This window comes from Peribacillus sp. V2I11 (assembly GCF_030817135.1).
GTDB lineage: Bacteria > Bacillota > Bacilli > Bacillales > DSM-1321 > Peribacillus > Peribacillus simplex.
The window spans coordinates 1,681,936-1,703,175 of record NZ_JAUSYW010000001.1 but is presented as its reverse complement, the minus strand read 5'-3'; the positions used below and the strand labels follow the sequence as shown (position 1 = coordinate 1,703,175).

Annotated in this window: 21 protein-coding genes and 1 pseudogene; 14 read left to right on the top strand and 8 right to left on the bottom strand. The window is 41.6% G+C overall.

Annotation, left to right across the window (positions count from 1 at the left end; translation table 11 throughout):
* The first annotated feature begins 36 nt into the window (after nucleotides 1–36).
* The 4 genes and pseudogenes from QFZ73_RS08180 to map all read left to right on the top strand — a co-directional run bounded on the left by QFZ73_RS08180 (nucleotide 37) and on the right by map (nucleotide 3,865).
* A complete protein-coding gene (locus QFZ73_RS08180) occupies nucleotides 37–1,134 on the top strand; it encodes an AbrB family transcriptional regulator (RefSeq protein WP_307265114.1) in 1,098 nt (365 codons plus the stop codon).
* Nucleotides 1,135–1,537: 403 nt separating this feature from the next.
* A pseudogene (locus QFZ73_RS28895) lies at nucleotides 1,538–2,011 on the top strand (OmpA family protein); the annotation flags it as partial.
* A gap of 485 nt (nucleotides 2,012–2,496) precedes the next feature.
* Entirely contained in the window at nucleotides 2,497–3,012 is a 516-nt protein-coding gene (locus tag QFZ73_RS08165; RefSeq protein WP_307265105.1) for a type 1 glutamine amidotransferase domain-containing protein, read from the top strand.
* A 106-nt stretch (nucleotides 3,013–3,118) separates the two neighbouring features.
* Nucleotides 3,119–3,865, top strand: coding sequence for a type I methionyl aminopeptidase (gene map, locus QFZ73_RS08160; protein WP_251431535.1), 747 nt, complete (start codon nucleotides 3,119–3,121; stop codon nucleotides 3,863–3,865).
* A gap of 40 nt (nucleotides 3,866–3,905) precedes the next feature.
* Here the strand turns inward: map and QFZ73_RS08155 are convergent, their stop codons facing one another.
* The 4 genes from QFZ73_RS08155 to QFZ73_RS08140 all read right to left on the bottom strand — a co-directional run bounded on the left by QFZ73_RS08155 (nucleotide 3,906) and on the right by QFZ73_RS08140 (nucleotide 6,250).
* Nucleotides 3,906–4,148, bottom strand: coding sequence for a DUF2164 domain-containing protein (locus QFZ73_RS08155; protein WP_307265102.1), 243 nt, complete (start codon nucleotides 4,146–4,148; stop codon nucleotides 3,906–3,908).
* Between the two features lie 11 nt (nucleotides 4,149–4,159).
* Nucleotides 4,160–4,675 (bottom strand): molybdopterin-guanine dinucleotide biosynthesis protein B, encoded by a 516-nt coding sequence (mobB, locus tag QFZ73_RS08150; RefSeq protein WP_307265099.1) that lies wholly within the window; start codon nucleotides 4,673–4,675, stop codon nucleotides 4,160–4,162.
* Complete coding sequence (locus QFZ73_RS08145; protein ID WP_307265095.1) at nucleotides 4,663–5,928, bottom strand: molybdopterin molybdotransferase MoeA; 1,266 nt, start codon at nucleotides 5,926–5,928, stop codon at nucleotides 4,663–4,665. The genes mobB and QFZ73_RS08145 overlap by 13 nt, the downstream gene beginning before the upstream one ends.
* A gap of 97 nt (nucleotides 5,929–6,025) precedes the next feature.
* The gene (locus QFZ73_RS08140; protein WP_034305672.1) at nucleotides 6,026–6,250 is read right to left on the bottom strand and encodes a DUF1128 domain-containing protein; all 225 of its coding nucleotides are present in this window, start codon (nucleotides 6,248–6,250) and stop codon (nucleotides 6,026–6,028) included.
* A 230-nt stretch (nucleotides 6,251–6,480) separates the two neighbouring features.
* On the opposite strand from QFZ73_RS08140, the gene QFZ73_RS08135 reads away from it, so the two are divergent.
* Nucleotides 6,481–6,870, top strand: a complete 390-nt coding sequence (locus tag QFZ73_RS08135) for a YtxH domain-containing protein (protein WP_251431548.1) — start codon at nucleotides 6,481–6,483, stop codon at nucleotides 6,868–6,870.
* A 16-nt stretch (nucleotides 6,871–6,886) separates the two neighbouring features.
* Nucleotides 6,887–7,726, top strand: a complete 840-nt coding sequence (locus tag QFZ73_RS08130) for a YihY/virulence factor BrkB family protein (protein WP_251431551.1) — start codon at nucleotides 6,887–6,889, stop codon at nucleotides 7,724–7,726.
* 234 nt (nucleotides 7,727–7,960) lie between these two features.
* Here the strand turns inward: QFZ73_RS08130 and QFZ73_RS08125 are convergent, their stop codons facing one another.
* Nucleotides 7,961–9,880: a heavy metal translocating P-type ATPase gene (locus tag QFZ73_RS08125; protein ID WP_307265087.1), complete on the bottom strand. Its 1,920-nt coding sequence runs from the start codon at nucleotides 9,878–9,880 to the stop codon at nucleotides 7,961–7,963.
* 330 nt (nucleotides 9,881–10,210) lie between these two features.
* Nucleotides 10,211–11,377, bottom strand: a complete 1,167-nt coding sequence (locus tag QFZ73_RS08120; RefSeq protein WP_307265085.1) for an MFS transporter — start codon at nucleotides 11,375–11,377, stop codon at nucleotides 10,211–10,213.
* Between the two features lie 184 nt (nucleotides 11,378–11,561).
* On the opposite strand from QFZ73_RS08120, the gene cax reads away from it, so the two are divergent.
* The gene (gene cax, locus QFZ73_RS08115) at nucleotides 11,562–12,620 is read left to right on the top strand and encodes a calcium/proton exchanger (protein ID WP_307272680.1); all 1,059 of its coding nucleotides are present in this window, start codon (nucleotides 11,562–11,564) and stop codon (nucleotides 12,618–12,620) included.
* A 461-nt stretch (nucleotides 12,621–13,081) separates the two neighbouring features.
* Entirely contained in the window at nucleotides 13,082–13,894 is an 813-nt protein-coding gene (locus QFZ73_RS08110) for a YfkD famly protein (RefSeq protein WP_307265082.1), read from the top strand.
* Between the two features lie 33 nt (nucleotides 13,895–13,927).
* Here the strand turns inward: QFZ73_RS08110 and yfkAB are convergent, their stop codons facing one another.
* Entirely contained in the window at nucleotides 13,928–15,055 is a 1,128-nt protein-coding gene (yfkAB, locus tag QFZ73_RS08105; protein WP_307265079.1) for a radical SAM/CxCxxxxC motif protein YfkAB, read from the bottom strand.
* A gap of 150 nt (nucleotides 15,056–15,205) precedes the next feature.
* On the opposite strand from yfkAB, the gene QFZ73_RS08100 reads away from it, so the two are divergent.
* Together QFZ73_RS08100 and QFZ73_RS08095 are read left to right on the top strand one after the other, a co-directional pair.
* Nucleotides 15,206–15,391, top strand: a complete 186-nt coding sequence (locus QFZ73_RS08100; RefSeq protein WP_307265076.1) for an SE1561 family protein — start codon at nucleotides 15,206–15,208, stop codon at nucleotides 15,389–15,391.
* Nucleotides 15,392–15,702: 311 nt separating this feature from the next.
* Nucleotides 15,703–17,271 carry a fumarate hydratase gene (locus QFZ73_RS08095; RefSeq protein WP_285847171.1) on the top strand — a complete coding sequence of 523 codons (1,569 nt, stop codon included), beginning with the start codon at nucleotides 15,703–15,705 and terminating at the stop codon, nucleotides 17,269–17,271.
* A 48-nt stretch (nucleotides 17,272–17,319) separates the two neighbouring features.
* On the opposite strand, the gene QFZ73_RS08090 is transcribed toward QFZ73_RS08095, so the two are convergent.
* Nucleotides 17,320–17,457 carry a hypothetical protein gene (locus tag QFZ73_RS08090; protein WP_251431569.1) on the bottom strand — a complete coding sequence of 46 codons (138 nt, stop codon included), beginning with the start codon at nucleotides 17,455–17,457 and terminating at the stop codon, nucleotides 17,320–17,322.
* A gap of 111 nt (nucleotides 17,458–17,568) precedes the next feature.
* Here QFZ73_RS08090 and QFZ73_RS08085 point away from each other — a divergent pair, with 111 nt between their 5' ends.
* The 4 genes from QFZ73_RS08085 to rlmD all read left to right on the top strand — a co-directional run bounded on the left by QFZ73_RS08085 (nucleotide 17,569) and on the right by rlmD (nucleotide 21,129).
* The gene (locus tag QFZ73_RS08085) at nucleotides 17,569–17,754 is read left to right on the top strand and encodes a hypothetical protein (RefSeq protein WP_251431573.1); all 186 of its coding nucleotides are present in this window, start codon (nucleotides 17,569–17,571) and stop codon (nucleotides 17,752–17,754) included.
* Nucleotides 17,755–17,954: 200 nt separating this feature from the next.
* Nucleotides 17,955–18,740, top strand: coding sequence for a delta-lactam-biosynthetic de-N-acetylase (gene pdaA / locus QFZ73_RS08080; protein WP_373458920.1), 786 nt, complete (start codon nucleotides 17,955–17,957; stop codon nucleotides 18,738–18,740).
* A gap of 122 nt (nucleotides 18,741–18,862) precedes the next feature.
* A complete protein-coding gene (locus QFZ73_RS08075) occupies nucleotides 18,863–19,747 on the top strand; it encodes a DNA-3-methyladenine glycosylase family protein (protein ID WP_307265069.1) in 885 nt (294 codons plus the stop codon).
* Nucleotides 19,744–21,129: a 23S rRNA (uracil(1939)-C(5))-methyltransferase RlmD gene (rlmD, locus tag QFZ73_RS08070; RefSeq protein ID WP_307265067.1), complete on the top strand. Its 1,386-nt coding sequence runs from the start codon at nucleotides 19,744–19,746 to the stop codon at nucleotides 21,127–21,129. Before QFZ73_RS08075 ends, rlmD begins: the two co-directional genes overlap by 4 nt.
* Nucleotides 21,130–21,240: the final 111 nt, after the last annotated feature.

Sequence of the window (21,240 nt, the reverse complement as noted above, 5' to 3'; positions counted from 1 at the left end):
TAGATGAAAACCCGCTAAGATAAAGAAGGTAATTTTGTGAGTGCAAATTTAATCGAGAGTAAGAGTTTTAGAGTCATCTTTACAGCTTTTCTAGCTTTCCTGGGTGGTTATGCGTTTGATAGCCTTGGAATATACCTGCCATGGATGCTTGGACCATTATTCGTCGTGATGATCGCGAAAGTGAAGTTAGGGAAGTACCTGTTATGGTTAAAAACCTTTAGAAGTACTGGATTGGTCATTTTAGGTTTACAACTGGGCAGTTCATTCACGAAACAATCGTTAAATGAGATGTTTGAATATCTGCCTGTTATGCTTTTTACGACAATCGCAATCATTTCATTTACAGTGTTGACTGGCTGGTTTGTCGGGAAACGAATGAACTTATCCTTAGGCACATCCATGCTTGGCAGTTTTCCTGGAGGTCTTTCCCAGATGGTGGTCTTAAGTGAGGAAATGAAGGATAGTGATGAAACGGTTGTAGGTTTCATGCAAACACTGCGGGTCATCCTGGTGATTTCCATTGTTCCTTGGATCGTGACCCATGTAATGTCAGTTGAATCAGGTGCGGTAATGGCCGTAACGGAGCGGCCGTTTTTCTTTTTTGATTATGATGGGAAATTAGCCATCATGATGTTGTTAACCTTGCTATTATTCATCTTCATCACAAAGAAAGTGAATTTTCCGCTGCCTTTTTTGCTAGGACCTCTCATGGCCGCAACACTATTCAATTTAGTGGGCCCAGGTGCCCCGCAGATTCCTGACTTTTTGTTGAACTTGTCACAATTGTTGATCGGCGCACATTTAGGCTACACACTGAAGGTTGATAATCCCCGACTTTTTAGAAAGATGTTCGGGGCCGTATTCGTCAGTAATGTCCTATTGATTGGATTTTGTTATTATCTTTCCATTCAGTTTGCCCCGATCCTATCTTTACAGGCGAACGAATTATTTTTAAGCATGGCGCCAGGCGGCGTCGCCGAAATGGCAGTCACAGCCATGTCTGTGCATGTGGATTTATCCGTTGTCACAAGCTTTCATTTATTCAGGATCTTATTCATTTTATTTTTCCTGTCACCCATCATAAAATGGCTGATTGGAAGAAAACAGGGAAAACAAGAACAGGGACAAAGCTGACAGGCTTTGTCCTTTTTTCTTTTCGGAAAAACTGAAGAGTGAAAAGAAAAAATGTCAGGTGTTATGCGGAATTCACGAGTAAAATGCAGAAACTCACGAGTAAAAGCGGAAAATTCACGAGTAAAATGCAGAAACTCACGAGTAAAAGCGGAAAATTCACGAGTGAAATGCAGAAACTCACGAGTAAACCGCCAAAACTCACGAGTAAAAGTGCATATTCCAGACGTTATGAGAAAATTACGTACGGAACATGCTTGTAATTCCATTCTCGAAAGAATATTATGCCCGAACCATTGAAATGTGCTGTTTAATAAGCTCATGTAGGCAATGATTCCCCCAGCAATGAGCCGTCGTCACCAGAACAAAAACAGGTGCAGAAGATCTTGAGAAGCTAGGGAAAAACGAGCAAGAAGAACTTATGGAAGTTCAGGAGCGTGTAAATGACTACATCCAAAAGAATGATTTAACGGATAAATTGGGAACGAACCTTACTAATGAAGGCATGTTGATTTCAATTAGGGAAAACGTGCTGTTCGAATCGGGTGTGGCTGAGGTGAGAAGTGAAAACTGAAAAATCGCTAAGGAAATCTCGGATTTACTGGTCATGGACTTACCCAGAAACATTATCGTAATCGGGCATACCGATAATATTCCTATTAAAAATTACCAGTATGAATACAACTGGGATCTGAGCGTGATGCGTTCCGTTAATTTTATGAAACTTCTCCTCGAAAATAATGAGTTGGATCCCGAAATGTTCAGTGCTAAAGGACATGGGGAATTCAAGCCGGTTGCTTCTAATGAAACGAAAAAAGGAAGAGGGAAAAACCGGAGAGTTGAAATCCTAATTGTTCCACGGATAGTGATAAATGAGTGAAGACCTGTCAGGAATGTACGGGTTTTTGTTTTTGAAGGAGAATATATGGAAAGAGAATATACAAATGTGATGGAAGAAATCGTTGTGACATGGGTGCAGGTTTTAATGTCAGGTATGGAATACCAAACATTTTGTTCATGCAGGAAATGTAAAAACTAATTACTATGTAACCACGGAAGAAGGGTGGAAAAGGTATTTGGAAATTTGAATACAGAAGAAAACAGGAAATGGATCAATAAAAGAATCATCAATGCGATACACGTTGTTGGCCAGTATCCTAAACATTGATCAAAAGGCTGCCATTATCTTTTTTCCGATATTAAAAAAGGCGGACAGCGACCGCAGAAGGGATTTCGGAAATATAGCGGTATTTCCTCATAAACAAAAGGGACAAACAATTATGTGTTTTATGTATGGTGGCAGAGGGAACATGAATAAAGTACAAAGTAGGTTCATTCGACCAAATATTGAGGAGATGAATGATTATGGGTAAAAATATTGCATGTGTAGTAACGAATATGTTTGAGGACTCGGAGTATAGTGAACCTGCAAAAGCATTTGAAGAAGCCGGCCATACGGTAACGACGATTGAAATGATAAAAGGGAAAACTGTTAAAGGGAAACAAGGGGAGGTAGAAGTCGAGATTGGTGAAAGCATCGAATCGGTGAAACCAGAAAATTTCGATGCATTATTCATCCCCGGTGGGTTCTCGCCTGATGAACTGCGTGCTGATGAACGCTTCGTATCTTTCGCCAAATCGTTCATGGATGATAAAAAACCTGTATTTGCGATCTGCCATGGACCGCAGTTGCTGATTACAGCCAAGACACTTGAAGGACGCCACGCAACAGGATATACATCCATTAAAGTCGATATGGAGTATGCAGGTGCCACATATTTGGACAAAGAGGTTGTGGTTTGCGGCAACCAGCTTGTAACCAGCAGGACACCCGAAGATCTTCCGGCATTTAACCGGGAATCGCTCAATTTATTGAAATAATGAAAAATCCCGGCAGCTGCCGGGATTTTTCATTTTAAAGGATTCATATACTTCCATCTTTGCAGTAAAATAAAAGGAGAGACGAATAAAAAAGGAAGTGTCACGATTGATCGTATTAAAATCTGCACGTGAAATTCAAGCGATGCATGAATCGGGTAAAATTTTGGCAGCTTGTCATAGAGAGATTGCAAAGTTGATTGTTCCTGGGGTGACAACATGGGAAATAGAAGAATTTGTTGAAGGATTCTTAAAAAAACATGGTGCGAAGCCGGAACAAAAGGGTTACAAAGGGTATGAGTATGCGACATGCGCCAGCATAAATGAAGAAATCTGTCATGGTTTCCCTCGTAAGACCCCTTTGAAAAATGGAGATATCGTAACGATTGATATGGTCGTCAATTATAACGGGGCCCTTGCTGACTCTGCCTGGACGTATACGGTCGGTAAGGTTTCAAAGGAAACCGAACATTTAGTGCATGTGACGAGGGAATCTTTATATAAGGCGATTGAAGTATGTGTGGAAGGAAATCGGATTGGAGATATTGGTCATGCCATACAAACGTATGTCGAAGCCGAAGGCTTCTCTGTCGTTCGTGATTTCATCGGACACGGGATAGGAAATGTCATTCATGAAGAGCCGCAGGTTCCGCATTATGGACTGCCGAATAAAGGTCCGCGTCTTAAGGAAGGCATGGTATTCACCATCGAGCCAATGGTAAACGTGGGTACATATAAAGCAAGCCGGAATCCGAATGGATGGACGGCATCCACTGCAGATGGGAAATACTCGGCTCAATACGAGCACACGATTGCCATTACGAAAAACGGTCCGCTTATTCTTACCGAACAATGAATATAAAAAACAGCATCGATTATGATGCTGTTTTTTCATTTTAATCAATTGGGCGTTCCAAAGAATATAAATCTTCTTCGATATTTCCTATTCTGTCCTCAATGACTTTTTTTGCATCTTTGATACCTTCATTATAAATAAAGGGAGCAATATTTTCGAAAATGAACTGCAAGTGATTTTCAGCAGCGATTTCTCCGATTTCCTTGCCATGTTCCTGATATACATATTCTTGGATACTTTCGATCATCTTACGGCGTTTTTCTAAGGGAAATTGAATGAACATTGTGCCCTCCTTCATATTTGTTCTAAAAACCATGTAATGAATTGATCCGAATCCAAAGGGAAGACGGGTACTGAAGAATGATTCCTGGTTAGTTCCAGGCATTCAGGCCAAGCCACCGCTGCTTTGACATTAGTAAGCTGTTCCAATAACAGAAGGTCACTTTCTTCTTTGATTAAAATGACCTTAGGAAAGTCCTCTTGCTTATAACCTTCAATTAAAATCACATCAGGGAGAAATAGACACAGTAATTGAATCAGCTCAATGATAGGGGCTTCCCCTTTGAAATTGCCGAGCAACTCGATTGTTCCATCTCCTTCAACAAGTGAAGCGGCCGCCCCAGCCTGAAAGTGTTTATTGGAATCCTTCATGCTTGTGACATCTGGTTTTCCGCCATGTCCATGATGTTTTAAAACGGCTGTCTCTAATTTTGCCGCACGAAGCTTTTTGATTATATTCGTTATGAAGGTCGTTTTTCCTCTATTTTGGTAGCCAACCACCTGAAAAATAAAGGGCCTCACCAAGGCCATTTGGATCCTTCCTGGTCATCGAGAAGCAGGATGTCCACGAAATCTCCCGTTTGGAAACCACGGGTCCCCCCAGGTAAGACGGTGAGTGAATTGGCACCTGCCAAGCTTGTTGTAATATTGGATTTATCCACACCGCTAGGAATTACCTTCAACTGGCCGGATTCGTAAAATAATCGGGTCCGAAGCAGACGTGAGAATGGATTGGGTTTTAAGAAGTCCTCCGCCAATTGTGCCGTCTCTTTTCGTAAATGCGGATGTTCCGAAAACAGCATGGTGCGGATGATCGGTCTAGCAAATAGTTCAAAGCCGACATAACTGGCGGATGGATTGCCGGATAAACCGAATAAAAATTTATTATTATATACCGCTACGGTCGTCACGCTACCGGGGCGCATGGCCACTTTGTTGAATAAGACATCAGCGCCAATTTTTTGATAAATATCCGGGAGAAGGTCAAAATCACCGACAGAAACTCCTCCTGTTGTAATGAGCAGATCCACTTCCTCCAAGGCAGTTGAAATGGCCTCGTAGCTTAATTTGAATTCGTCCTTAAGCTTTCCATAAAAACGGACTTCTCCTCCAGCCCTCCGAATTTGGGCAGAGATGACATGTGAATTGCTGTTGCGAATTTTCCCGGGCTGCAACGGTTCATTAACATCAAGAAGCTCCGAACCCGTAGCGAATAATCCGACGACAGGCTTCATGGCAACTGGCACTTCGGCATAACCGAATGTTGCCAGCAAGCCGATGATCCCTGGATTGATAGCTGTTCCTTTTTTCACAAGAACATCGCCTTTCTTTGCATCCTCTCCTTGAAAAGAAACGTTTTCCCCTTCCTTAAGTGAGCGCTTAAATGATATGTACTTCTTTCCATATTTTTCGAATTCTTTCGTAAGCTCGAGCATGATTACGGCATCACACTCAGCTGGCATCTGAGCTCCAGTCATGATTCTTACCACTTGATTTTTTTGTACAGGAATAGTCGATACCATACCCGCAGCCAACTCTTCAACCACTTCGAACTCGAGAGGGTTATTTATGGAACCTTCAGCCGTATCCTTGGACCTAAGGGCGAATCCATCATATGGCGAGCGGTTAAAATACGGAACATCATTTGTAGCTACAATATCTTGAGCCAAAAAACGGTCTTGGCTTTCCTCGAGGGGAATCAGTTCCACACGTCCTATTAATTTATGCTTCATCACTTTTTCCACTGCTTCTGCGATACTGATGGGCGTTCTTCTTTCTACCATGCTTACAACTCCTGTCGGTTTTCAATTTCTATATCAAATGTAGCAGAATTTTTTTGAAAATGAAAAAAATCCTCACCGGTATGGGAGGATTTGAATGTTACTTATTACGCAGTCTTCCAAGTTCTTCAGCGATCGCTTCCATTTCACGGACACTGAAATTCGTTTTTTTCATCACCATTGTATAAATATCGTGCAGCTCTTCGTACATTTCGATATCAAAATGGGTCGATTTGATTGCACCGAAGTTCATCACTTTTAATTTATCCTTAATTGCTTCGATCATAAACTCGACACTTTCGGCTGTGTTTTGCGTTAAATCCATTTCCCTCATCCTTTCATACGTTCCTAAATTATTTTCATCTTTGCATGATTACCTCTAGAAGTCAATGAATATTCGGGTGGAAAACGAAGCTTGATCCCCGATATACTTGGTCATCTCCACGTTTTAAAGTGAGATAGTTTGGGAAAAGATAGGAAAAAACTTTTTTAAACATTGTATAATGGAGATAGCTACCATTATCCATCACTAATATATGACGAGGAGGAGAATATATGAGCAACATTCGAGAAGAATATAAGTGTGCCAAGAAAAGTAAATTTATGCAAGCGGTCTTTATTGGGGCGTTAGCTGGTGCTGCGATAAGCCTTTTTGATAAGGATACGCGTTATTCTGTATTGGAAAACAGCAAAAGCTGCATGAGTAATATGAAAGAATTCGTGAAGAATCCCAATGGGGTGCTTAAACAAGTAAGTGAAACATCATCCAAGGTCCGATCCACTGTTGAAAAAATTTCCGATGATGTATCCTTCATTTCCCAAAAGGTGGAGGAAATGAAAGACATTCCATCGCAAGTTGCCCAAGTGGTGATGGAGACGAAGGAAGTTTTTGCTGCAGAGGAAGAAGAGTCGTCTTCAAGTCATGAACGGACTTCCTTAAATTAGAAAATGGGGTGGAGGTATGGCCAATAAAAAAGAATGGCTGAAAGGCTCATTCTTCAAGACATTCATAAAACGGTTACAGGTGGATGATGTGTCGGGGCTTGCCGCACAGCTGTCTTATTTCTTCTTACTTTCCCTGTTTCCGTTACTTATTTTTTTATTCACTTTATTGGCCTACCTGCCATTTTCCCAAGAAGATATATTAAACACCGTCCGTACATATGCCCCTGACGATTCGATGAAAATCATTGAGGCTAACCTATCTGAAGTGATGGAAGCGAACGGGACTTTATTGTCGTTTGGTGTCATTGGAACGATATGGTCGGCCTCGAATGGGATGAATGCAATCATTAAAGCATTTAATCATGCATATGGTGTAAAAGAAAGTCGAACTTTCTTTATTTCCCGGGGAATGTCGATTCTTCTTACTTTAGCGATGATTTTTGTTTTTATTGTCGTTTTATTGCTGCCGGTATTCGGAAAACAGATCGGAGTATTCCTATTTGCCGAAATTGGACAATCCGATGAGTTTCTTACAATTTGGAACCAACTTCGCTGGGTGATCAGTACACTTGTATTTTTAATTGTGTTCACCATCCTTTATTGGATTGCGCCCAACATAAAGCTGAAATGCATAACCGTAATGCCTGGTGCTATCTTTGCAACGGCAGGATGGAGTCTTGCTTCCTTTTTGTTTTCTTTTTATGTAGACAACTTCGCAAATTATTCCGCAACATATGGAAGTCTTGGAGGGGTAATCGTATTAATGGTCTGGTTTTATTTATCAGGACTCATCATCATACTGGGCGGGGAAATAAATGCGCTCATAAGTGAAAAGGAAAAACCAGAATGTGTATGAGCTTCCGGGAGTTCCCGTAATAGTGAGCTAACATGCTGCAGATACTATTCAAGAAATGAAAACTTTTGAAGAGGAGGAGTTCTTTCATGAGTAAAAAGGATGGCAGCACAAAGCAAAAAGGAAAAAATAAAGGTTCGAACCATAAAACATCAGGTTCTGCAAACGGTAAGAACGGATATCACTAAATGAAACGATCATAAAAAAAGGGAGCCTTGGAGGGCTCCTTTATCATGTTTAGCTTCTCAAAAGTCTTAAGCTGTTCAGTATAACGAGAATTGTACTTCCTTCATGGCCAATGACGCCATATGGGAGGTCTAGGAATTGAAGGAAATTGGATGCTATCAGGATCATGATGACCGAAATTGAAAAGATGACGTTTTGTTTGATGATTCGATTCATTTTCTTGGATAATTTGACTGCTTCCGCGATGCGCGGCAGGTCATTTTTCATCAGAACAACATCCGCTGTCTCCAAGGCAACATCCGTGCCTTCGCCCATTGCAATTCCGACAGATGCTGTTGCTAATGCAGGTGCATCATTAATGCCATCCCCAACCATTGCTACAGTGCCAAAATGTTCTTTCAGCCTTTTCACTTCCGTCACTTTGGTTTCTGGTAGGCATTCGGCAATATATGCATCAATATGGCTTTCCGACGCAATCGCTTTAGCCGTTTTTTCACCATCGCCTGTCAGCATGACGGTATGGATGCCCTCATTTCTCAAAGCTTCGATGGCAGTAACGGTTTCTTCACGCACGACATCTTTCAACGTGAGTATACCGGCAATCCCTTGATCATCTTTTGCATAAACGATTGTCTTACCTTGTTCAGCCAATGTCAGTGCAATGCCATTTTGGAATCGTTCTGCTTCGCTGCAACCGACGAAATCAGCTTTTCCGACTTGCCAAAGCACGCCATTGATGTATGCTTGAACCCCATTACCTGAGATATCTTCCATGTTATCCGGTTTAATGAGGTCCCTTTTCAATTTCGTTTTGGCATAACGTACGATCGATGTTGCCAAAGGGTGATTCGAATAATTTTCAACAGATGCAATATGAAATAAGAAATCTTCTTCGTTTAAATCTTCGCGGATAATGACATCCGTTACCTCCGGTTTTCCTTTTGTCAATGTACCGGTTTTATCTAAAGCAATTGCCCGCAGGTTACCTAGATTCTCAAGGTGGATGCCGCCTTTAAATAAAATGCCATGACGAGCACCATTTGAAATGGCAGAAAGTGTAGCCGGCATAATAGAGGCCACAAGGGCACAAGGAGAAGCGACAACGAGCAGGATCATCGCTCTGTAGAATGTTTCGGTCCAGCTCCACCCCAATATGAAATGGGGTACGAACATCATTAAGCCGACAACCGTCAAAACCACTTTTACATAAGTCCCTTCAAAGCGTTCAATGAACAGCTGGGAAGGGGACTTTTCACTTTGAGCGGATTGAACGAGGGTGATGATTTTTTGAAATAATGTTTCACTTGCTGGTTTGGTGATTTCCACGGTTATGGTACCACGGAGATTAACCGTTCCGGCAAAAACTTCATCATCCAATGATTTACTTACTGGTATGGATTCGCCAGTGATGGCGGCTTCATCGATATTGGTACGGCCGTCTGTGATTTTCCCATCTGAAGGAACTCTCTCACCTGGTTTCACTAAAATCAGATCCCCGACATGCAGCTGTGAAACGGATACGGTTTCTTCATATCCGTTTGTGATGCGCAGTGCTTCCTCAGGCTGTAAGTCCATAAGTGCCGAGATTTCTTTATGGCTTTTATTCATCGTGTATGTCTCAAGGGCACCGCTTAAAGCGAAGATGAAAATCAAAATGGCACCTTCCGTCCAGTATCCGATGACAGCAGAACCGATGGCCGCAAAAATCATCAGCATCTCAACATTCAATTCCCGGTCGGCAATCGTATCTTCTATGCCTTCTTTTGCCTTGGAATATCCGCCAATCAAGAAAGAAGCTAAGTATATGACAATGGAAGTGGACTCCATTCCGTTCTTTGAAAGGACCCAGCCAAATACTATTAATAATCCGCTGAATAATGCAGCAATAAGTTCTAGATGAGGTTTGGCTTTTTCCAACCAAGAGGTTTTGCATGTAGCCGGTTGGGTTAAATGTTTAGTATCTGTAGTCATAAGATTCCCTCCCACATTCTTCTCTATTTTGTGTAAATGATATAGATTATCATTTGTGTGATATCTAATTGAGAAAGATAATCAACGTCATTCTCTGGATAAAATATGAAAGCTGCCACCGTAATTGCGATGACAGCAATGTTTTCAAAGGTTTATAAACTTTATTCCCTTTTGTTATTATTATAATACCATATATCCTATTCGGAAATAAAGAAGAATGATTCTAATCTAGTAAAAAATATAAAGTATTTCCTATCCAATATACAGTCACTAATGATAAATACCGTTCAAATTGAATAATAAAAGAAGTAGTCCAGATAATAAACTATACTACATAACTGAAGCAGGCATTTTCTCCTTAAACAAGGCCAATGAAATGAAGACAAGGAAAAGCATGATACTGATCATATAGAAAAAATTCCCACCTTGTATATGTTCAATGACCAGGCCGCCAAAGAATGGACCGCCGATGCTGCCGAGACTAAAGAAAATACTGCATAATAAATTTCCAGCAGGTAATAGGTTTCGAGGCAAAAGATCTGCCATATAACTGATTCCCAGCGAGAAAGTCGAACCAACCATCATTCCGCCAAACATAAAGCAGATGAAAAGGCCAAGCACTGAAAAGGAATAAATCCCTGCAAGAGTGAATATGGTAAACCCTGAAAAAAGGATCGTCAGCAAGGTCTTTCGCCTGCCAAAGCGGTCACTGATCATCCCCAAGGGAATCTGTGTAAGCAGAGTCCCCGCAGAAAATGCCGGAATGATGATGGATACTGCGGTTAAATCGATTCCGGAACGCAGGGCGAATACAGGGAAATTGCTATTCAATGATGCTTCAAGCACGCCAAATGTGAAAGGAAGTAAAAAAGCGACCCAAGCTATGCGGCTCACTTTCTTAAACCTTTTGAGTGTGCCAAGGAATGATGTGCTTTCAGAACCATCTTGTTCAGGAAGCTCATTTCTAATAAGGAAAACAGTGGTCCAAGTTAGAAGGCTAAGTATGGATGTGATGATAAAAGGCAAAGCCTGATTAATCTCGAGAAGCTTTGTCATCAGCGGGCCAACCATGAAGCCAAGACTGAAGAAAAGTCCATAAATGGCAAGATTCCTTCCGCGCTTTGCTATTGGTGAAATGGCAGTGATCCATGTCTGGGTAGCAAAGTGAAGTGTATGATCGCCGATTCCAATGAGGAAACGCAGTACGAACCAAAACCAGAATGATTTCCAAACAGGAAATAAGGCAAGTGATACAATGACCGTTATACCGCCAAATAATATTAATGGCTTATACCCGTATTTACGGAGTGGGGCTTCCATGAAAGGAGAAATCAACAGAATTCCAATATAAAGGGAGGCTGCATGAAACCCGTTCAGGGATGAGCTTATTCCGTCATTTTCAAAAATGATGGCAATGATCGGCAGAAGCATTCCTTGAGAAAACCCCGATATGCCAACAATTAAGATTAAAACGCTAAAAAGCAATTTATTATTCATAAAATCATGTCTCCTAAGAAATGTATACCTTCTTGATGTTACATCTTAGGAAGAGGATTAAGCAATAGGAATTTGGGTAAATATTGACAAGAAGAGAAGTGATGATAAAATTTTCCTTTGTCATCGCCCGAAGATTATGTATGATAGTTTTTGTTACAAGAACTAAAGGATTGTGAGGAGAAGTATCGTGAATAAAATTTTTTTGGGGCTTGTCCTGTTAGGCGTCCCTTTATCTGTCATTGGGTCATTATTGCATTGGCCGAGTGTAATCATGTTCATAGTATATTGCTTAACAATCGTAGCGCTTGCAGGCTTCATGGGCCGGGCCACTGAAAGCTTAGCGATCGTTATGGGACCAAGGATTGGCGGTCTTTTGAATGCAACCTTTGGAAATGCAGTAGAATTGATCATATCCATCTTTTCATTAAAGGCGGGCCTTGTGGGTGTCGTGTTGGCGTCTTTGACTGGTTCCGTTTTAGGAAACTTATTGTTGGTGGCAGGACTTTCATTCTTTGTCGGAGGGACTAAATACAAACGGCAGAAATTTAATGTATTCGATGCCAGGCATAATGCCGGTCTAATGATTTTTGCAGTTATTGTAGCCTTCGTCATACCGGAAGTATTCACACAAAATATGAGTGAATCAAGCACGATGTCGCTAAGTGTCGGAATTTCCATTATTTTGATCTTATTATATCTTGCTGCATTATTCTTTAAATTGGTTACTCACCGCGGGGTATATCAGCATACGGAGAAACCCGAGGAACATGAAGAGGAAGTACCCGAGTGGAGCAAGAAAAAGGCAATTATAATACTTGCTGCCGCTACATTGGCTGTTGCGTACGTATCGGAAAAACTTGTCCATACTTTCAGCGAAGTAGGGGAAACCTTCGGATGGTCGGAGTTATTCATCGGTGTCATTATCGTTGCAATCGTAGGTAACGCGGCAGAGCATGCATCCGCCGTCATAATGGCCTATAAAAACAAAATGGATGTCGCAGTGGAGATTGCCGTTGGTTCCACGCTTCAAGTAGCGATGTTCGTAGCTCCTGTACTCGTACTTATTTCGTTAATGTATCCAACGCATATGCCGCTTGTTTTCACAATGCCAGAACTGATATCAATGGTTACAGCAGTCTTTCTGATGATCATGATTTCAAATGACGGGGAAACGAACTGGTTTGAAGGCCTTACCTTATTGGCCGCTTACTTCATTATGGGAATAGGATTTTACTTATTATAAGAATGCAGGCCTTCCGATGTGGGAGGTCTTTCTTTTTATAAAATAAAAATGACTCTGCTCAGGTTAGATTTAGCAGAGTCATTTCTATATTAATAAATTACCATTCATAAGTTATTCCAAAATTTTTCATCATGCTTTTGTAAAAGTTGAGAAAATATTCTAGAGTGTCACACCATCCTTTTACATCAGATTTAAGTATAGGCGAATTCGTTTTCTGTCATCCTTTAAAAGGGTGTCATGGATTGTTCGATAAGCATACCTCCTGAAGGTTTAATAGGTATGAACGATTTCGCCTCCTTTTTATAATGTAAAATAAGTATAACCGATTTGAATAGAAAAGTAAATATTCTGAACTTTACAAATTCATTACAAAATCGAAATCGGATTGAAATGTATAGAATGTTGGCTAAAAACAAAATCTATAAATAAAATGATTGAACCCCTCAAAGGAGTGCGACAGCATGAGAAGAATTATTCTTATTACGATGATTGGCCTAATTGCCTTCATACAGGCGAATGTAAGTTTTGCAGCTGATATACCAGGAGACAAAGCAAGTCCGCATAAGGTGAATATCCCACCTTCCGTATTGAATATTGCAAAGGAGAATACTTATCCGAACCCGACCCAGGATCTTCCGATGCTGCAGCCGAGTAAGTTTACCGAACAATTGATCGATTCGTCGGATATCAAGATTGAAAATCCAGAACTCATCCATATGTTGAATGAATCGGCAATTGCAAAAGCTCCGCTTGCTTTTGGTTACAGGGCGACCATTTACCTTGGCCATTGGGCATTGAATTATGAGTCTTTGGAATCGGCACCAAACTGGGAATACCAAAAGATCAATACGAATTACTATGATAATCGCGGCGGTGAAGTTCCATACAGGATCCGTTATGTCCAGGAAAGTCAGAAGGCAGTGAGTGGAGGTCTGACAGCGAAAATCCCTAAGGCAGAGGATGTTCAAAAGATGATGCTGTTAAAAGCCACTGAGAAAACGAATTTGCCATTGGCTTTTGAAACGATCATCGGAGCTGGTACGAAAAAAGATGAAGTATACAATGTTGCTTCAAATAGGATTGGTTACTTATCCAGTTATGCGTCCGCTGTCAATGAAAAAGGCAAGGTCACATATGGGGAAGTGTATTTGAACCTAAAAGGAAATAAAAGAACCATTACGATAAAGAACATCACTTCACAAGGCATCGGTGCATGGATACCGGTTCAGGACCATGTTTCCTTCAGCTTTACAGTCTCGCAGCAACCCAGGTAAATTGAAAAACTCGCCGGATTGGCGAGTTTTTCTTCATATGGTTGACTTCCTGATCCTGAAGTCCTCCTTCGGGTAGTATGCATTTTTGACGAGAACATTCGGGCCTAGACATTTGACTTCCGGGCAGTGGCAATTCAATTCATTGGCCAGTTTCGAATTCATCCATGTGTCATAGGATTCGGTCAAGGGCTGGTCTTTGATATTCCCTAATGTAGGCGCGTCCCCGAAATCGGTCACGATCACTTCCCCGGTGAAAATATTGATGTTCAACCGTGAACGTCCATCAGGGTCATTTCGAACAGTCACTTTATGTGAACCATAAAGGCGTTGAAGCAGTTTTATATCCTCTTTACTGTTATTGCAAGGATAAAATGGCAGGGTACCGAAAAGCATCCAAACATTTTCATCACGGATATCAAGCAAATGATGAATCGCTTCACGCATATTGTCCAATGATAAAGTTTCAAGAGCCGAAGCGAAATCGCTTGGATACATCGGATGAATTTCATGCCTTTGACATCCCATTTCATCGACGATCTGTCTATGAATATGCTCAAGATGAGGCAATGTCCGCTTATTCAGCATCGTTTCTGCAGAAACCAGCACACCAGCTTTTGTCAGGGCACGGGAATTTTCGATCATTTTATCAAATAATTTCTTTCGCTGTTCCCGAGATGGTTTTCGGTCCATCATGGCAAAGCCGATATCAATGAATTCGTCGATCGTTCCCCAGTTATGGGAAATGTGCAGAACATCCAAATAAGGAATGATTTCCTCATACCGTTCCAAGTCAAGGGTCAAATTGGAATTGATTTGTGTCCGGACCCCGCGGCTACGGGCATATTTCAATAGCGGCAAAACATAATTCTTCACTTGTTTTCTTGAAAGCATCGGTTCCCCGCCAGTGATACTGAGCGAGCGAAGCAAAGGGATTTCATCAAGGCGCTGAATCAGTAATTCCAGAGGCAGTGCATCCGGGTCCTTGGGCTGAAGTGTGTAACCGACGGCACAATGCTCACAACGCATATTGCAAAGGGTGGTGGTGGTGAACTCCACGTTGGTGAGGCTAAGTTTTCCATATTGTTCAACGTCCATATATGCTTCCCAAGGATCATAATTGGGTGTAATTGGTGTTAAAAGATCTTGCTTGATTATTGACATGTTTAAAACTCCTTACGTAATAATGCACTAACCCATTATGAACAATGGGGATAAAAATTGTCAAATGGCGTAGAGCTGCCTTTATAGCTTGGCATTGCACTTTCAAGCAGATTTCGTTACGATGAAAGAAGAACGGAAGGAGAGTGCCTTATGGGAAAATCCATTACAGCTAAAAACGAACAATTAACATACTTAAAAGAACGCCTCACGATGTTCATGGAAGTTCTTGATCATATCGAACCGGAAAATACGGAGTTGGAAGATATAGACCGTTTAATCGGCATGATAGATGATTTGGAAGGCAAAGTGGAACAATTCAAAACCCGGGAAGACTAATATCTGTTTCGATAGTATGATTTTTTCAATGTTAATATTCATGAAGGGGATGACGAGAAACCTGCGTCATCCCTTTTTAATATCAAATCTCCAGCTTGGAAATGATTGGTGATTGAACTTTGACTCATGGGCTATTTAAGGCGCTTTGATCATTTCTCTCCTGATTGCTGTTCATTAAGAAAAATAATTACTTGTTTTCGAAAGATTGTGTTAGATGTATAATAAAACGGGTGTTGAATCATTCGCTATTTATAGAGAAGCAGGGAAATGATTAAATCTAATCTAGGGGAAATAAGAGGGGGAAGAGAAATTTGGATATTCAAAAGTTCCAAGAAAGTATGTACAGTCTTATCGTTGAAACTTCAACGAATCTTCCAAAGGATGTTCGTCGTGCGGTCAAAAGTGCAAAACAACGTGAAAATGCAGGTACTCGTTCTGCATTGAGCTTGGCCACCATCACGAATAATATTACAATGGCTGACGACAATGTATCACCGATTTGTCAGGATACTGGTCTGCCGACTTTCAAAATAAAAACTCCAGTTGGCGTGAACCAACTTGAAATAAAAGAAGCAATTCGAAATGCGATCATTTTAGCGACAAAAGGCGGAAAACTTCGTCCAAACGCAGTCGACTCTTTATCGGGTGAAAATAGTGGGGATAACCTTGGGGAAGGTCTTCCTGTCATTAAATTCGAACAATGGGAAAAAGACTATATTGATGCTCGTCTCATCTTAAAAGGGGGCGGCTGTGAAAATAAAAACATCCAATACAGTCTGCCTATGGAGCTTGAAGGATTGGGGAAAGCGGGCCGTGATTTGGACGGAATCCGTAAATGTGTCCTTCACTCTGTCTACCAAGCACAAGGTCAAGGCTGCAGTGCCGGCTTCATCGGCGTTGGTATCGGAGGGGACCGTTCATCCGGATATGATCTGGCTAAGGCTCAACTTTTCCGCAGTAATGAAGATGTGAATCCGAATGAAGACCTTCGTAAACTTGAAGAATATATCATGAAGACAGCTAATGAATTGGGTATCGGTACGATGGGCTTTGGCGGCGAAACTACTCTGCTTGGATGTAAAATCGGTGTCATGCACCGTATTCCGGCAAGCTTTTTCGTATCCGTTGCTTACAACTGCTGGGCGTTCCGCCGTTTAGGAGTGAAAGTCAATCCTGAAACAGGGGAAATCAATGAGTGGTTATATCAAGAAGGCGAAAAAATCGACTTTGCTCTAGAAGCAGAAAAAGCAGCGAAGGATGAAGTGGCAGCCGCTGCAGAATCGGACGTTGAAGCTTCACGTGAAATTACCCTGCAAGCACCAATCACGGAAGAACAAATCCGTGAGTTAAAAGTTGGTGACGTAGTTCATATTAACGGCAGAATGTATACAGGCCGTGACGCCATCCACAAGCACTTATCTGAAAATCCTGCACCAATCGACCTAGATGGACAAATTATCTATCACTGTGGACCAGTTATGCTGAAGGACGAAGAAGGCAAATGGCATGTGAAGGCTGCCGGACCAACAACAAGTATTCGTGAAGAACCGTACCAAGGCGATATCATGAAACGATTCGGCATCCGTGCAGTTATCGGTAAAGGCGGAATGGGACCAAAAACACTAGAAGCACTAAGTGAACACGGCGGCGTTTATCTAAATGCAATCGGCGGGGCTGCTCAATATTATGCAGACTGCATCAAATCCGTCGAAGGTGTGAACTTCACCGAGTTTGGCATTCCAGAAGCGATGTGGCATCTGAATGTTGAAGGATTTACTGCCGTAGTTACCATGGATTCACATGGAAACAGCCTGCATAAAGACGTTCAGCAATCTTCATTGGAAAAATTGGCACAATTCAAAGAACCGGTATTTAAATAATTGTATGGAAAAGACGCTCACCAAACGGTTGAGCGTCTTTTCCATATCTCACTCTTCGATTTCCGGCAGTGGATCGATCCTTGATGCATCCTCTAAATTCAATCCACTTTTCACAAAATGAACAAACACTCCGCCACCTAAACCAAGACAACCTACAAAGCCTATAGTGATAACCCATTCCAGCATTTCATTCCCCCCTTGCTAAATGTATATGAAAAAAAAGGCGAAAATTACCTCCGAAAAGTACAATCTTTTGGAATGGTCGCACATACATTAGAAGAGAAAGGGGGGATTTTCATGCAGAATAGCCATTTCTTATTCTTTATCGCCATGTTAACTGGTTTTGCTTTCATCCAACTTCCTGTGGCAAACACGATTTTCTCCGGTCTTGAAACATTCCTAGACGTAGTTGGAATTGTAATCGCTCTCATTTTCGCTATCGCCACTATTTGGAAGGCCGCACAAGCGTTATTTAAAGGATGAACAAAATAAGGAGGGCCAATCCTTTTCGGAGGAAAGGCCTTTTTTTGCGTGTGATAAGGTTAGGTCGGGAGAGACGTGAAATTAATTCGACTTACTTCGAGTAATTCGACCCACGGAGCAAAAATTCGACCTTCACAATATCATGCATATAAATCTCCATGTTCCAAACAATAAGAAAAAAGAACATGGGGGATATTCCAATGAAAAAAATGGTGATTTTATCCGCTTTTATTTGCTTGATATGCTCTTTGGCTAGCCCGGCTTTTGCAGAATCCTATAACTGGGGTTTCAATAAAGGAAAAAATGGGACACCTGCAGATGCCGGTAAAAAATTCAATGAAATGCTGCCTGAATATGAAGCGATTTATATAGGGGATACAAAGAAAAAAGTCGTTTATTTAACGTTTGATAATGGTTATGAAAATGGCTATACGGCCCAGATTTTAGATGTTCTGAAAAAACATGGTGCTCCTGGAGCATTTTTTGTCACGGGACATTATTTAAAAACGGCACCTGAGCTTGTTATCCGTATGGCTAATGAGGGGCATATCGTAGGAAACCATTCATGGAACCATCCGGATATGACCAGTGTGACGGAGGATGTGATTCGCACGGAGCTTGAGCGGGTAAAAAGAGAAACGGAAAAATTAACGGGTCAAAAGGGAATGAATTACTTAAGGCCGCCTCGTGGGGTATTTAATGAGAGAACAATGAGGATCGCAAAAAAAGAAGGGTATTACCACATCTTCTGGTCACTGGCATATAAAGACTGGATTGTTGATCAACAAAAGGGTGCCGCGTTCGCACACGATGAAGTACTGAAGCAGATTCATCCCGGCGCGATTTTATTACTGCATACCGTATCGAAGGATAATGCGGAAGCATTGGACTCGATTCTGACGGACCTTAAAAAACAGGGGTACACATTCGGCAGCCTTGATGATTTAATGATTGAGAAACAGTTGCCGAACCGAATGCTTTATTAAGATGAGAAGCGGGTCCTGTAGTGATAATTCAGGTCCCGCTTTTATTCATTCTCCTCAATTTCAAGTAATATTTCAGGAAACATGCTATAATACGTGGAAAACTGCTAAAGGATGGATCGCTTGTGTGGACAGAAAAATTACAGGTTCAAGGACCCTATAATTTCGATCTAGTTCTCGAACGATTATCGTTAGACCCACTTCAGGTAGTTGATTTTACTAACAGGACGGTAAAAGTTCCGCTATATATAGAAAAAGAACCAATCGTTTTGCAGGTTCAGGCAATAGGAAATATCGATGAACCATCTTTTATCATCAAAGGTCATTCAGAGGTGTACAAGTCAAAAGCAATCGAACGGTTAAAAAAGGTTTTTCACTGGCATCAGCCATTAGAAGGCGTTTCCCGGCATTTCCGGGAATCCGATTTGCGGGAAATCTTCGAAGAGCACCGCGGTACTGCCATAGTCTTGGACTTCGATTACTACAGTTGCCTCGTCAAATGCATCATACATCAGCAATTGAACTTATCCTTTGCCCATACGCTCACGGAACGATTCGTTAAAACTTTCGGCTACCAGATGGAAGGTGCCTGGTTTTATCCGACACCGGAAACAACCGCCCGACTTCAAATCGAGCAATTAAGAGCCATTCAATTCAGTGGCCGGAAAGCGGAATACGTCATCGGACTTTCCGAGCAGATCATTCTGGGCCATCTTAACCTTGATATAATGGAAAAGCTATCCGATCAAGAGGTTATGGATACACTAATAAAAATACGCGGTATCGGTAGATGGACGGCTGAAAACTTCCTGCTTTTTGGACTTGGCCGTCCGAACCTGTTTCCTAAAGCCGATATTGGCATTCAAAATGCCTTGAAAATATTATATGGCTTACCGCAAAAGCCAACCCAAGAAGAAATGGAGTCCTATAGTGTGAAATGGGCTCCATATCTAAGCTACGCTTCCCTCTATTTGTGGAGAAGCATTGAAAAACGGAGTGAAAAGAAATGACAAACGTTCAAGATACAAAACTAGAAGTGAATCAAACCCTTCCCCTTACGATTAAGCGGCTTGGAATTAACGGAGAGGGAGTCGGTTATTTCAAAAAGAAAGTCGTCTTCGTCCCAGGAGCATTGCCTGGTGAAGAAATTGTAGCTTTGGTCACAAAGGTACAGCCAAACTTCACCGAGGCGAAAATAAAAACCATCCGTAAAGAATCACCGCATCGCATTGCAGCGCCATGTCCTGTTTACGCTGAATGTGGCGGATGTCAGTTACAGCATTTAAGCTATGCCCAGCAGCTCATTGAAAAACGCGATATCGTCATTCAAGCTATGGAACGGCATTCAAAATTCCCAGTTTCTTCATTAAATGTAAAAGAAACGATCGGCATGGAGGATCCTTGGAATTACCGCAATAAAAGTCAGTACCAAGTTGGCCAAAAAGATGGCAAATTGATTGCTGGCCTATACGGCTTGAATTCCCATACTCTAATTGATATCCCGAATTGCCTTGTACAGCATAAGGCAACAAATAAAGTAACGCGTACAGTGAAAAAGATACTAAAGAACCTGAACATCTCGATTTATAACGAAAGAAAAAGAAAAGGTGTCATCCGTACGGTCATTACACGGGTAGGCTTTGAAACAGGTGAAGTGCAGGTTGTCCTTGTTACAGGTGCGGAGGAAATTCCACAAAAAGATCAGTTGCTAAAACAAATTCGGGACCAATTGCCAGAAGTGAAATCGGTCGTTCAAAACATCAACAACCAGAACACATCACTGATCTTTGGCGAAAAAACGATTCACCTGGCAGGCGAAAAAGTCATCAACGAAACATTGGGTGATCTATCATACGAACTATCAGCCCGTACTTTCTTCCAGCTTAACCCCGTTCAAACTGTTCGCTTATATGATGAAGTGAAAAAAGCAGCAGCCTTAACCGGCACGGAAAAAGTGGTTGACGCTTATTGCGGTGTTGGTACCATTGGGCTATGGCTGTCAAAAAATGCCAAAGAAGTCAGAGGAATGGACGTCATTAAAGAATCCATTGAGGACGCCAAGAAAAATGCCAAAAAACATAAACGCAACAATGTATACTATGAAACAGGCAAAGCCGAGAATATCCTTCCACGCTGGACCAAAGAAGGCTGGAAACCGGACGTACTGGTCGTGGACCCGCCAAGATCCGGCTGTGATCAATCTTTACTGCAGACAATCTTGAAAGTTAAACCGAAAACCATAGTGTACGTATCATGCAACCCGTCCACATTGGCCAAGGACTTACAAGAACTGGGCTCTTCTTATCGAGTGGAGGCCATGCAGCCGGTGGACATGTTCCCGCAAACGAGCCATGTTGAAGTAGTTACCTCGTTGAAGCTGATTAAAGAATAAGCAGAGTGATCCGGGAATCTGTATAAGGTTCTCGGATTTTAATCTGCGTTTATTTCCATCCATTTGTGAAATAATGAAAGTACTGTGAAAATCGAGAATACATAGGAGGTT